The 12,749-nt window shown below is 69.9% G+C and carries 9 protein-coding genes; 7 read left to right on the plus strand and 2 right to left on the minus strand.

Going from position 1 to position 12,749, the window contains the following annotated elements:
- Positions 1-46 precede the first annotated feature (46 nt).
- Both arfA and IM767_RS03730 read right to left on the minus strand, forming a co-directional pair.
- On the minus strand, positions 47-1,579 hold the full coding sequence (gene arfA, locus IM767_RS03725) for an arabinosylfuranosidase ArfA (RefSeq protein ID WP_109209106.1): 1,533 nt from the start codon (positions 1,577-1,579) through the stop codon (positions 47-49).
- A 67-nt stretch (positions 1,580-1,646) separates the two neighbouring features.
- Positions 1,647-4,553, minus strand: coding sequence for a glycoside hydrolase family 2 TIM barrel-domain containing protein (locus IM767_RS03730; protein ID WP_109209107.1), 2,907 nt, complete (start codon positions 4,551-4,553; stop codon positions 1,647-1,649).
- Between the two features lie 244 nt (positions 4,554-4,797).
- On the opposite strand from IM767_RS03730, the gene IM767_RS03735 reads away from it, so the two are divergent.
- From IM767_RS03735 to iolG, 7 genes are all read left to right on the plus strand, one after another.
- Positions 4,798-6,075, plus strand: a complete 1,278-nt coding sequence (locus IM767_RS03735) for an ABC transporter substrate-binding protein (protein ID WP_109209108.1) — start codon at positions 4,798-4,800, stop codon at positions 6,073-6,075.
- Positions 6,076-6,077: 2 nt separating this feature from the next.
- Complete coding sequence (locus tag IM767_RS03740) at positions 6,078-7,043, plus strand: carbohydrate ABC transporter permease (RefSeq protein ID WP_109209109.1); 966 nt, start codon at positions 6,078-6,080, stop codon at positions 7,041-7,043.
- The gene (locus tag IM767_RS03745; RefSeq protein ID WP_109209110.1) at positions 7,040-7,900 is read left to right on the plus strand and encodes a carbohydrate ABC transporter permease; all 861 of its coding nucleotides are present in this window, start codon (positions 7,040-7,042) and stop codon (positions 7,898-7,900) included. The genes IM767_RS03740 and IM767_RS03745 overlap by 4 nt, the downstream gene beginning before the upstream one ends.
- Before the next feature lie 2 nt (positions 7,901-7,902).
- Positions 7,903-9,627 carry a hypothetical protein gene (locus IM767_RS03750; protein ID WP_109209111.1) on the plus strand — a complete coding sequence of 575 codons (1,725 nt, stop codon included), beginning with the start codon at positions 7,903-7,905 and terminating at the stop codon, positions 9,625-9,627.
- Entirely contained in the window at positions 9,624-10,523 is a 900-nt protein-coding gene (locus tag IM767_RS03755; RefSeq protein WP_109209112.1) for a Cgl0159 family (beta/alpha)8-fold protein, read from the plus strand. Before IM767_RS03750 ends, IM767_RS03755 begins: the two co-directional genes overlap by 4 nt.
- Positions 10,524-10,538: 15 nt before the next feature.
- On the plus strand, positions 10,539-11,480 hold the full coding sequence (locus IM767_RS03760) for a sugar phosphate isomerase/epimerase family protein (RefSeq protein ID WP_239453163.1): 942 nt from the start codon (positions 10,539-10,541) through the stop codon (positions 11,478-11,480).
- Between the two features lie 64 nt (positions 11,481-11,544).
- The gene (gene iolG / locus IM767_RS03765; protein ID WP_109209113.1) at positions 11,545-12,555 is read left to right on the plus strand and encodes an inositol 2-dehydrogenase; all 1,011 of its coding nucleotides are present in this window, start codon (positions 11,545-11,547) and stop codon (positions 12,553-12,555) included.
- Positions 12,556-12,749 lie beyond the last annotated feature (194 nt).

The raw sequence follows: 12,749 nt of genomic DNA on the forward strand, positions 1-12,749 counted from the left end.
GGTGCCGGCGCGGCCCGCGCGCCGGCACCTGTTCGGCTCAGGGTGTTCAGGCCAGCCGGATCGCGGCCCACGACACGGCGGGCAGCGCGAGTGACAGCTCCGCGCCGTCGACGGATGCCTCGGCGGCCCGCACGCCGACCCGCTCGCGGTCGTCGAGGGTGTTTGCGGCGTAGAGGTCGTCGTCGTGCAGCAGGTGCGACTCGACGACCTGAACCTCCCGGCCGAGGGCGCGCACGAGCGGTTCGAGGTCGACGCGCAGGGTCGCGGCATCCGTCGTCGAACGGTTCACGACGAACAGCGACACGCCCTCGTCGTCGATGGTCGCGACGGCGTTCAGCGCCGCGACGTCGCCGAGCTTCTCGGTCGCGAAAGTGGCTGACGACACCGGCACCCGCACGGCGCGGCCCTGCGCGAGGCGCGACGTGATCGAGAACGGGAAGAAGGTCGTCTGGCGCCAGGCCGGGCCGCCGGGCTCGGTCATGATGGGGGCGATCACGTTCACCAGCTGCGCGAGGGACGCCGAGCGCACGCGATCGGCGTGCTGGAGCAGCGTGATCATGAGGTCGCCGAAGACCACGGCGTCGAGGGCGTTGTACTTGTCCTCGAGCAGGCGCGGCGCCACCGGCCAGGCGCCGCCCTTGAACTCGTGGCCCGACTCGGTGCCGTCATCGCGGTGGAGGTACCAGACGTTCCACTCGTCGAACGAGATCATGATGCGCTTGTCGCTCTTCTTGGTCGCGGCGACCGTATCGGCGATGGCCACCACCGACTCGATGAAGCGCGCCATGTCGACCCCCGACGCGAGGAACTCCTGCGCGTTGCCGTCGTGCTCCTGGTAGTACGAGTGGCACGAGATGAAGTCGACGTCGTCGAAGGTGTGCTCGAGCACCTGGCGCTCCCACGAGCCGAACGTCGGCATCGACCGCGCCGACGATCCGCACACGACGAGCTCTACGTCGGGGTCGACCATGCGCATCGCCTTCGCGGTCTGCGAGGCGAGCTTGCCGTAGTCGTCGGCGTTTTTGTGCCCGACCTGCCAGGGGCCGTCCATCTCGTTGCCGAGGCACCACATCTTGACGCCGAAGGGCGTCTCGCGCCCGTTCGCGGCGCGCTGGTCGGTCCACTCCGTCTGCGAGTCGACGTTGGCGTACTCCAGCAGATCGAGCGCCTCCTGCGTACCGCGCGTGCCGAGGTTGACGGCGAGCATCAGCTCGCTGCCCACGCGGTCGAGCCACGCCTGGAACTCGTGCAGGCCCACCTCGTTGGTCTCGGTCGAGTGCCAGGCGAGATCGAGGCGGCGGGGGCGCTGGGCCACCGGGCCGATGCCGTCCTCCCAGCGGTAGCCCGACACGAAGTTGCCGCCGGGATAGCGGATGGTCGAGACGCCGAGCTCCTTGACGAGGTCGATCACGTCGGTGCGGAAGCCCTCGGCGTCGGCGGACGGGTGTCCCGGCTCGAAGATTCCGTCGTAGATGTGGCGTCCGAGGTGCTCGACGAACCCGCCGAACAGGCGCCGGTCGATGTCGGCGATCTCGTAGTGCGGGTCGAGGCGGGCGGAGGCGTCGTGCGAAGAGGTCACGGGCGGTCTTTCATCGGTCGGTGTCCGGAAGCGTGTCGGTCGGGCCGAGCCTCGCTGAGGTGAGGGGTCAGGACGGGACGGGCTCGGGGCGGAGGATCAGCGAGATGGCCGCCGACCGAGCGGGCAGCCGGTGGCGGGGGAGCACTCCCGGACCGCAGGTCGCCGTGCCGACGCCCGACTGCGCGAGATCGATCGACACGAACGTGCGGCCTTCAGGGGTGAGCTCCCAGTTGTGCAGGGCGGCGTCCAGAGCCTTGCGGCTGTGCGGCGACACCGTGAGCGCGAACGGATGGTCGAGGGTCGACACGCGCAGTGCACCACCCCCGGTGACGATTCTGGCATCCCGGACGCCCATGCGGGAACCGCTTTCCTGAGGCCGGATGCTGTCGACGACGAGATCGTCGGCGTCGAGGTGCCACCAGCCGAAGCGTGCCGCCGAACGGAGGTCGGGGTAGCTGTGCATCGGGCCCGAGCCGGCGAGGTCCACGCCGATCGGAGCGCCGTCGATGACGAGGTCGAGTCCGAGTCGTGCCCACTCCGTGGTCCACGTCCCGCGCGGCTCGAGCTCGACGTCCAGGCGCACAGCATCGCCTTCGAGAGCCGTCCACCGCAGCGTCGCGTCGACGGCGCTGTCGAGGATCGGGGTGCCGGTGCGGGTGCGCACCGTGAGCGCGCCGCCCTCGGCGGTCAGGTCGACCAGGCGCGTCATCGTCCGGTCGATGCCGGCCGCCCGCCACCGCTCGGAATAGGGAGGGAGCTCGAGCTCGTCGTTGCCGAGGTCGCGATCGTTGTCGGTGGGCGCGCGCCAGATGCCCACGGTCGGGCCGCTGACTGCGAGCGCGCCGAGGCTGCGGAGCCCGCCGGTGGTGACGTCGAACGCGGCACCGCCGACCCGCTCCCGGGTCACCGCTGCGGTGAGGGCCGGCGGTGCCTCGGGCCGACCGTCCGACACGTGCTGGCCGCTGCCGAGTACATGACCCGCGTCCGCCCAGGCAGACGGGGCGAGGGTGACCGCCTCGACGTTGAGAACATCGGCGACGGCGGCTGCGGCATCCGTCCGTCCTTCTTCCGGCAGCGGGATGCTGACCGCGGTGCGCGCGGCGCAGGGCGGCAGGTCGAGCGTGCCCGACGCCGTGATCTCGCCGTCGACCGTCCGCGACCAGCGCACGCGCACGTGGCCGAGGTCGAGGAAGTCGTACCGGTTCGCGATGCGAACGGCGGTGCGGTCGGCGTCGACGTCGATCACGACCGGTGCGATGACGGCCGCGTAGTGCAGCAGGCCGGGACGCGGGTTGCGGTCGGCGTCGACCAGTCCGTCGATGACGAAGTTGCCGTCGTGGACCTCCTCGCCGAAGTCGCCGCCGTAGAGGATGCGGGTGCCGCCGTCCGGGTCGTCCACGGCGATGCCGTGCTCGAGCCACTCCCAGACGAACCCGCCCGCGTGCCGCGGGTACTCCTCGAACAGGTCCCAGTACTCCTGGAGCCCGCCGGGACCCGTGCCCATCGCGTGGGCGAACTCGCACTGCAGGAACGGCAGCCCGAGGCGATGCGCCTGGGCGGGGGTGGCGTCGAACGCGACGGGCCGCAGCGCCTCTTCGCCGATCTCGCGCACCTCGTCGTGCGACGCGTACATGCGCGAGTAGACGTCGACGTAGCGGCTCTCGCGATCGCCCTCGTAGTGGACGAGGCGCGTCGGATCGGTGACCTTGGTCCACCGGGCCATCGCCTCGAGGTTCGCCCCGGCGTGGGACTCGTTGCCGAGCGACCACATGATCACGCTCGCGTGGTTCTTGTCGCGGTGCACGGTGCGCTGCATGCGGTCGAGGAAGGCGTCGCGCCACACCGGGTCGGTGCTGGGGTTGCCGCGCCAGCCGACGTGCTCGAAGCCGTGCGTCTCGAGGTCGCACTCGTCGATCACCCAGAAGCCCAGCTCGTCGAACAGGTCGAGCACATCGGGGTGGGGCGGGTAGTGCGACGTGCGCACGGCGTTGATGTTGTGCTGCTTCATCAGCAGCAGCTCGTCGCGCGCGACGGCGGCGTCGAAGACGCGGCCGTGGCGGGGACGATGCTCGTGCCGGTTGACGCCGCGGAGCATGATCGGAGCGCCGTTGACGAGGAGCCGCGCATCGCGCACCTCGACCCGCCGGAAGCCGACGCGGAGCGCGACCGTCTCCGACGCCGTGCGGACCTCGACGTCGTAAAGCCGCGGCTGCTCAGCGGTCCAGGGCTCCACGTCGGCGATCCGCAGCGGCTCGTCGGCGGGGGAGTCGATGCCGAGCTCGGCGATGACGACGCGCGCCGACGCGCTGCCGTCCACTGCGGCGGCGAGGTCGAGGGCCCCGGTGCCGGTGAGCGGGTCGTAGTCGGCGCGCAAGAAGACGTCGTCGACGCCGCCGTCGGGCCTGGCCAGCAGCGTCACGCTGCGGAAGATGCCCGGCAGCCACCACATGTCCTGGTTCTCGAGGTACGTCGCGTCGCTGAACTGGGCGACGCGGACGGCCAGGCGATTGACGCCGTCGACCAGCACGTCCGAGACGTCGAACTCGTGCGTGAGCCGGCTTCCACGGGTCGTGCCCAGGAGCGTATCGTTCAGCCAGATCTCGGCCGCGGACTCGATCCCGTCGAAGCGGAGGAGTCTGCGGCGGTGTCCGAGCACCGCCGCAGACGCGGTGAAGTCGAGCCGGTGATCGCCGATCGGGTTGGCATCGGGAGGGAAGGGCGGATCGACCGGAAACGGCATCTGCACGTTGGAGTACGCGGGGGAGCCGTAACCCTGCAGGTTCCAATGTCCGGGCACCTCGACCGTTCCCCAGTCGTCCGCGTCGACCGTCCGCCAGTCGGCCGGCGCGCTGCGCAGCGACGGTGAGACGCGGAACCGCCATTGACCGTCCAGCGACTGCTCCGGGGCATTCGAACGCACGCGCGCGCGGGGGGCGACGCTGCCGGATCCGGGGCGGGTGGTGGCGATCTCCATGTGTTCCTCGTCACTGAGTCTGAGCGTCGAAGCATCGACCTTACCGAACGGAATGCGCTTGCCCACTGACTGGGAATTGGACGGGAAGGCGCTTGCCCGGTGGTGGACTTTGCATTAATGTCCTAACATCGTATCAGCGATCAGATCCGGAGCCCGGTTCCGGTGAAGCCACACAGAGCGCGAAATCCCGCGCTCGATCGACAACGACGTTGGCCCCAGGTCTCCCGGGGTGAAGGGAAATCCGATGAAGCATTCAGCAAAGTCCCGCGTGCGGATCTCGCTCGCGCTCACCGCCGCGACGGTGACCGCCGTGGCGCTCACGGGCTGCGGATCGGGCGACGCCGGCGGCGCGTCCGACGAGCCGATCCAGTTCTTCCTCTCGGGCGACGCCAACCAGGGCGGCGGCTACGCCCACATGGCGGAGAAGTACGAGGAGGAGACCGGCGTCAAGGTCGAGATCGTCGACATCGCCAACGAAGACCTCACGACGAAGCTCCGCAACGCGGCGCAGGCCAACGACCTTCCGGCCATCGGCCGCGTGGGCGCCGTCGACCCGGTGTGGCGCGACGCGATCGTCGACCTCTCGGACATCGCCGACGGCAGCGACATCCGCACGGAGCTGTCCGACAAGGATGAGGACGGCAACGTCATCTCGCTCCCGTCCGACATCACCGCCGTCGGCATGTTCATCAACAAGTCGCTCTTCGACGAGGCGGGAGTCGCCTACCCGACCAGCGAGGACGACATCTGGACGTGGGACGAGTACGTCGCCGCGGTCAAGGAGGTGCAGGAGAAGACCGGCACCACCTACGGCATGGTGATGGACAAGTCGTCCCACCGCCTGAAGTCCTTCCTGTACGAGTTCGGCTCGGACTACTTCCAGCCCGATGACTCGGGCGAGTTCAGCACGAACGACGAGACGAAGGTCGCGCTGGAGTACTTCAACTCGCTGAACGACGACTCGTTCATGCCGCGTTCGGTGTGGCTGTCGGATGCCGACCCCAATGCTCTCTTCAAGTCGGGCGACGTCGTGTCGTACCTCTCCGGCTCGTGGCAGATCGCCGACTTCGCCGTGAACATCGCCGACTTCGACTGGGCCTCCGTCTACCTGCCGACCGGCGAGGAGCGGGCCACCAACTACGGCAACGCCGCATCCGTCGTCGTCTTCGAGGGGCCGCAGCAGGAGGCGGCGTACGACTTCATCGAGTGGCTGTACGAGCCGGAGAACTACACCGAGCTCTCGGAGACCTCTTCGTTCATCCCCGCGATCGACGGACTCGACATCACCTACGCGTCTGATGGTGAGGCCTTCGACATCTACAACCAGGACATCGCGGCTTCGCCCGAGATCGTCGGCGACATCAAGGCCATGGAGCTGAAGTACGGCGCCCAGGGTGTGACGACCGAGGGCGACCCGGTGCGTGACGAGACGGTCAAGTACCTCGCCGGCGAGCAGGACGTCGACACCACCATCGACAACATCAACGCGCTGTTCACCGATCAGCTGGGCGCGCTGGAGTGACCATGACCACCAAGACCGTCGATGGGCGCAGCGCTGAGACATCTGCGCTCATCACCACGGGGCGGCGGACGCCTGGCGTCCGCCGCCCCCGGCGGCGGAGCTCGACCCATTTCGTGCTCGCCCCGCTCAGCTTCATCGCGATCTCGGTGGTGCTGTTCGGCCTCTTCTTCGTCTGGCCGGGCGCGCTGGGTCTCTGGTACTCCTTCACCGATTACTCGGGCGTCGGAACTCCCGACTTCATCGGCGGAGAGAACTACGTCGAGCTCGCGCAGGACCCGGTCTTCTACTCGGTGCTCGGCCGCACATTCCTGTACACGATCCTGTCGGTGCCGCTGCACTACGTGGCGGCCCTCGGCATCGCCGTGCTGCTGACCAGCAGCCTGGCCAAGGGCAAGAACACGGCCCGGATCATCTTCTTCCTGCCGTGGCTGATCTCGCCGATCGTGGCCGGTGTCATCTGGAAGTGGCTCTTCGGCGAGAACTTCGGGCTCGTCAACTTCCTGATCGAGTCGCTCGGGGGCAACGGCCTGCAGTGGGAGACAAATCCCAACCTCGCACTCGCACTCATCCTCATCGTGAGCACGTGGGGCGGCACGGCGTTCAACATGCTCCTGTTCATCGCCGCCATCCGGAACGTGCCGCAGTCCTATCTCGAGGCGGCGCAGCTGGACGGCGCCAACGGGTGGCAGCGCTTCTACCGGATCGTCCTGCCGCTGCTGCGCCCGACGTCGTTCATGGTGATCCTCCTCACCACGATCGGTTCGATGAAGGAGTTCGCCATGGTCCAGGCGCTCAACGGCGGTGGTCCGGGCACGTCGAACATGTTCATCGTGCAGTACATCTACCGCACCGGCTTCGAGCGCGCGGACGTCGGCTACGCCAGCGCGGCGTCGATGGTCCTCATGGTGATCCTCATCATCATCGCGGTCATCCAGATGCGCTTCGACAAGAGGAACGATCTCGCATGACGAGTCTCCGATCCGCGTCCCAGACGCGCAAGAGCACCCCGAAGGCCTTCCGCGGCCTGCCGAGCACGCTGCTCCTGTGGCTGCTCGCCCTCGGCTTCCTGATCCCCGTCGCGTGGTTCCTGCTCAGCTCCTTCAAGCCGGGCTCCGAGCTGTTCAGCCTGCCCCTCACGCTCTTCCCCGAGAACTGGACGGTCAGCGGCTACGAGACCGCCTGGAACCGCTTCAACTTCGCCCAGTACTTCCTCAACACATCCATCGTCGCCGTCGTGACGACGGTGCTGACGGTGCTGGTGAGTGCGATGACCGGTTACGCGTTCGCGAAGTACAAGGCGTGGTGGCTGAAGGTGTTCTTCATCTGCATCCTTGCAACCACGATGCTTCCCACCGAGGTCATCATGCCGAGCTCGTTCGCGGTGGTCCGCGACCTCGGCATGTACAACACCCTGGCCGGCATCATCGTGCCCTCGATCATCACGGCGACGGGCATCTTCATGTTCCGGCAGTACTTCAAGACGATCCCGGACGAGCTGCTCGAGGCCGCGCGCATCGACGGCGTCTCGGAGTTCGGCGCCTTCTGGCGCATCATGCTGCCGCTCGCGAAGCCGATCGCCGTCGTGCTGGCCATCTTCTCCTTCCAATGGCGGTGGAACGACTACATCTGGCCCCTCATCGTGCTGCGCGACCCCGACCGCTACACCTTGCAGGTCGCCCTCCGCTCGATCGTCGGCGCCGACAACATCGACTGGTCCGTGCTGCTGTCGGCCTCCGTCATCTCGCTGATCCCGATGGTGGTCCTGTTCGCGGTCTTCCAGCGGCAGATCATGAACGCCGACGTCAACTCCGGCCTGAAGGACTGAGGATGCCGGACCATACCGAGTTCACTCGCACACTCGGCCAGGCGGTCACCGTCGACGTGGAACAGGCGCTCGCCGAAGGCGTCGGCCCCGACGAGCGGCATCGGCGGCTCATGGAGCGGGCCAAGATGTTCGTGGCGGCCTACCTGTGGGACGGCACCGACCGCCACGGCGATCCCGCCCTCGCAGCCGCGGCCCTCGAGAACGTGCGCGCGCTGCGGGCGCTGCAGGGGCCGAGCGGCCTGTTCATCGGCGGCGACAACGTCGACTCCCCGCCCGACTCGTCCTTCACGGTGAACGACGTGTGCGACACCCTCCACCTCATCGGCCTGGCCGCCGCCACCTCCGCCGGCGCTTCGGGCGCGGCGAGCGAGGACCTGGGCGCCGTCGCCGCCGAGCTCGACACGATCGCCGATGCGGTCGAGCCGGCGCTCCTCACCGGCGGCGTCCACACCCCGAACCACCGCTGGGAGATCTCCGCGGCGCTGGCGCGGCTGCACCGGCGGCGTCCGTCGGCGGCGCTGCGCGCGCGGGCCGAGGAGTGGCTCGCCGAGGGTGTCGACATCACGCCTGACGGGGTCTTCTCGGAGCGCAGTGCGAACTATGCCGCGTACGTGTCGAACCCGTCGCTGAGCGTCATCGCCGACGAGTTCGGCCGCGACGACGCGCGCGAAGCCGTCGTCCGCAACCTCGAGAGCACCCTCGGCCTCATCCACCCCGATGACAGCGTCGAGACGGTGCACTCGCGACGGCAGGACCAGCTGCGGCGCTTCCCGCTCGCGCCGTACCTCGTGGGCTACCGCCGGTACGCGATCGAGCTCGGCCGCGGTGACTTCGCCTGGGCGGCCGAGCGCGCACTGGACGGCGGCATCCTGCACCCGGCGACCGTTCTCGCCGAGCTGCTGATCGAGCCCCGCCTCGGAGGGGAGTTGCCGGATGCCGCACCCCCGGCGCCGCAGCGCGCGTGGGAGCAGTCCTCGCTCGTGGTGGACGACGCGGCCGAGCGACGCCTCGTCGTCTTCGGCGGGTCGGACTATCCGCGGTTCCGGCGCGTGCGCTCGGGCCTTTCGACCAACCCGACGTTCCTGCGCCTGTTCGCGGGGGATGCCGTGCTCGACTCGGTCCGGCTCTCGCGGGACTTCTTCGGCCTCGGACCTTTCCGCGCCGACCGCTTCGAGACGCGGCACGACGCTGACGGCACTGTGCACCATGTGCTCGAGGAGACCGTCGCGGCGAACTACTACCAGCCGCTCGAGGCGGATCACCGCTCGGCCACCGGCGAATACGCCCTCACCGATGACGGGCGGTTCTTCGGCTCGATGGCCTTCCCGGAACGCCGGCGCGACGAGGTCGCCCTCCGCACGGCGATCGACGTGCGCCCCACGGCGGACGGCGCGGTGGTCTCGATCGACATCGTCGGTCCGGACAGCCCGTGGGCTCTCGAGCTCGCGTTCCGCGACGGCGGCCGGTTCGAGGGACCGAGGTCGCTCGGGGACGACGGCGCAGCGGTGCTCACGGAGGGGATCGGGCGCTACGTCGTCGGAGACACGGCGATCGCGTTCGACGCCGGAGACGACTACCGGGCGGCCGGCCCGGCGCGATACCACCCCGGAGAGGACTACGCGTTCCTGGGGGCCACCGACGCCGCCGAGGGCAGCCGCGTGTACCTCACCGGACGGGCGCCGGGGCGCCTCGTGCTCACCCTGCGCGCCGAGCGGGTCGCCCGATGAGCGCCGTCGCGCTGGATGCGCTCGAGTTCGACACGCTCCGCGCCCTGCGCGCCGAGCGACCGGTGGCCGTGGCGGAGGCGCTCGCGCGCCGGTCCCGCCGCGACGTCGTGCGCGGCGACGGCCGGCTCTTCATCGTCGCCGCCGACCACCCGGCCCGGGGCGCGCTCGGAGTCGGCGACCGCGGCGACGCGATGGCCAGCCGGTACCTGCTGCTCCAGCGGCTCGCCGTGGCACTCAGCCACCCCGGCGTGGACGGCGTGCTCGGCACGCCCGACATCATCGACGACCTCGCGCTGCTCGGACTCCTCGACGACAAGGTCGTCGTGGGCTCGATGAACCGTGGAGGACTGCGCGGGTCCACCTTCGAGATGGACGACCGCTTCACGGGCTACGACGTGCCGTCGATGGTGCGCTCGGGGGTCGACTTCGCGAAGGTGCTGTTGCGCGTCAACCACGCCGACGCGGGCACGGCGGCCACGCTGGAGGCTGCCGCCCAGGCGGTGACGGCGGCGGCAGAAGCCCGCATCCCGATCATGCTCGAGCCGTTCCTCAGCCGCTGGGTCGACGGCCGCATCGTCAACGACCTCTCGACGGACGCCGTTGTGCTCTCGATCGCGATCGCCGCGGGGCTCGGCGTGAGCAGCGCCTACACGTGGATGAAGCTTCCCGTCGTGCCCGACATGGAGCGGGTGATGGCGGCGACCACGCTTCCCACTCTGCTCCTGGGCGGCGACACGGGCGGCGACCCGGACGAGACCTTCTCGTCGTGGGAGGATGCTCTGACGCTTCCCGGCGTCCGCGGCCTGACCGCGGGACGTGCGCTGCTGTACCCGCCCGACGGTGACGTGGCAGGGGCCGTCGACGCCGCCGCCCGTCTGGTCCACCCCGACCTCTGAACCTTGGAGGAGTCCATGACCATGGGCCGTGATGACCCGATGAAGGCCGAGGTAGCGGGAGCGCCGGTGAGCTTCGGAGTGTTCGAGATGACGCCCGAGGGCGCGGCCACTGTGGGCGCCGACGACATGCTCGAGGTGCTGGCCGAGTCCGGCTACCGGGGCGTCGATCTCGGACCGCTCGGCTTCCTCGGCCGCGACGCCGAGCTCCGCTCCCGGCTGGACAGGTTCGGGCTCGAACTCGCGGGCGGCTGGGTGCAGCTGCCCTTCTCCGACGACGACGCGTTCGCGGCATCCCTGCCCTCCCTCCACGAAGCGCTGCGGGTCTTCTCGGATGCCGCGCAAGCGGGTCCGCGACGGCTGCCGCTGCCGACGCTCGCCGACGACGGGTCGGTGGCCCGTCGCGCCCACCCCGGGCGCGGCGCGGAGGCCGACCCGCTTGCCGCCGACGCGTGGGACCGGCTCCTGGCCAACACCGAGCGCGCCGCGGCGCTGGTGCGAGAAGCCGGCTTCGAGCCGACGTTCCACCACCACGCGGGGACGTTCGTCGAGTCGCCCGACGAGATCGACCGCTTCCTCGCGAACGTGGACGTCGATCTCACCCTCGACACCGGGCACCTGCTCATCGCCGACGGCGACCCGGTGGATGCCGTCACGCGCTGGGGCGACCGCATCAACCATCTGCACCTGAAGGACGTCGACCGCGCCGAGCTGCGCCGCGTGCTCGCGGCGGGGGGCGGCATGACCGAGGTCTGGTCGTCGGGCTCCTTCGTCGCCTTCGGCCGCGGCGACCTCGACCTCTCCAGCGTGATGGACGCGATGGCGGCGCGCGGCTTCGACGGTTGGGTCGTCGTCGAGCAGGACGTGCTCAACGCCCCCGACGTCGCGATCGACGACTTCCGGTCCGAACGCGCCGGCGACCAGCGCGTCAACCGCGACGCCCTCCGGCCCTGGGTCTGACCCGCGTCCGCACGACACCCGTGCTCCCCACGCACCCCGCCTGCTCCACGACAAGGAATCGACTGTGTCACACGCTCCGCTCCGCTTCGGTCTCATCGGCACCGGCCGCATCGGCCAGGTCCACGCCGAGAACATCGCCGCGAACCCCGACGCCGTCCTGACGCGGGTCGCCGACCCGTTCATGGACGGCGCCCGACGGGTGGCCGAGCGATTCGGCGGTCAGGCGACCGCGGACTCCGACGAGGTCTTCGCGGCCGGCGACGTGGACGCTGTGCTCATCGCCTCGCCGACGCCCACGCACGTCGACCTGATCCAGAAGGCGGTGGATGCCGGCATCCCGGTGCTGTGCGAGAAGCCGATCGACCTCGACATCGCGCGCGTCGAGGCGCTGCGCCCGAAGGTGGCCGCCGCCGGCGTGCCGGTCGCGCTGGGCTTCAACAGGCGCTTCGACCCCGCGTTCGCCGAGGTCCGGGCGCGGGTGGCTGCCGGCGAGATCGGCGAGCTCGAGCAGCTGACGATCGTGAGCCGCGATCCGGCCGCCCCGCCCGCCGCCTACATCGGCGTCTCGGGCGGCATCTTCCGCGACATGACCATCCACGACTTCGACATGGCGCGCTTCTTCCTGCCCGACATCGTCGAGGTCAGCGCGGTCGGCTCGACGACGTTCGATCCGGGCGCCCGCGAGCACGGCGACTTCGACACCGCCGTCGTGACGCTGCGAGCCGCCTCGGGCGCGGTCGTCACGATCATCAACTCGCGGCACAGCGCCGTCGGCTACGACCAGCGTCTGGAGGCCTTCGGCGGCAAGGGGTCGCTGCAGGTCGCCAATCGCGCGACGAGTCTCGTGAGCCTCTCCACCGCGACGCAGACCGAGGCCCGTTCTCCCTACGAGGACTTCTTCCTGCAGCGCTACGCCGAGGCGTACGCCGAGGAGCTGCGCGCCTTCGTCTCGCTCGCCCGCGGCGGCGCGTCAGCGAGCCCGACCTTCGACGACGGCCGCGCCGCGCTCCTCCTCGCCGACGCGGCGCAGCGCTCCGCGGTCGAGCGGGTCGCGGTGGCGGTCGCCCTCGACTGATCCGCGTTCGCCGAGACAGAGCATTCGCGCCGAGACCGTGGGCGCTGTCCGTGGTTTCGCTGAAAAGCCCCGGTTCCGGTGAGGTCCCGGGACTCAGAGCAGGGTGACGGGGGCTCGGTCGCGAGGGCAGCGCTCGGAGGCCGACAGACGGATGCCGCGGCAGGAGGTCGTGCCGCGGCATCCGTTCGTTCGTA

Source organism: Microbacterium ureisolvens (genome assembly GCF_015278315.1).
GTDB classification, from domain to species: domain Bacteria; phylum Actinomycetota; class Actinomycetes; order Actinomycetales; family Microbacteriaceae; genus Microbacterium; species Microbacterium ureisolvens.

What these genes read in the sequence shown, in the direction of transcription:
- IM767_RS03730 (WP_109209107.1), bottom strand. Translation starts at nt 4,553, where the DNA reads ATGGAGATCGCCACCACCCGCCCCGGATCCGGCAGCGTCGCCCCCCGC.
- IM767_RS03735 (WP_109209108.1), top strand. Translation starts at nt 4,798, where the DNA reads ATGAAGCATTCAGCAAAGTCCCGCGTGCGGATCTCGCTCGCGCTCACC.
- IM767_RS03740 (WP_109209109.1), top strand. Translation starts at nt 6,078, where the DNA reads ATGACCACCAAGACCGTCGATGGGCGCAGCGCTGAGACATCTGCGCTC.
- IM767_RS03745 (WP_109209110.1), top strand. Translation starts at nt 7,040, where the DNA reads ATGACGAGTCTCCGATCCGCGTCCCAGACGCGCAAGAGCACCCCGAAG.
- IM767_RS03750 (WP_109209111.1), top strand. Translation starts at nt 7,903, where the DNA reads ATGCCGGACCATACCGAGTTCACTCGCACACTCGGCCAGGCGGTCACC.
- IM767_RS03755 (WP_109209112.1), top strand. Translation starts at nt 9,624, where the DNA reads ATGAGCGCCGTCGCGCTGGATGCGCTCGAGTTCGACACGCTCCGCGCC.
- IM767_RS03760 (WP_239453163.1), top strand. Translation starts at nt 10,539, where the DNA reads ATGACCATGGGCCGTGATGACCCGATGAAGGCCGAGGTAGCGGGAGCG.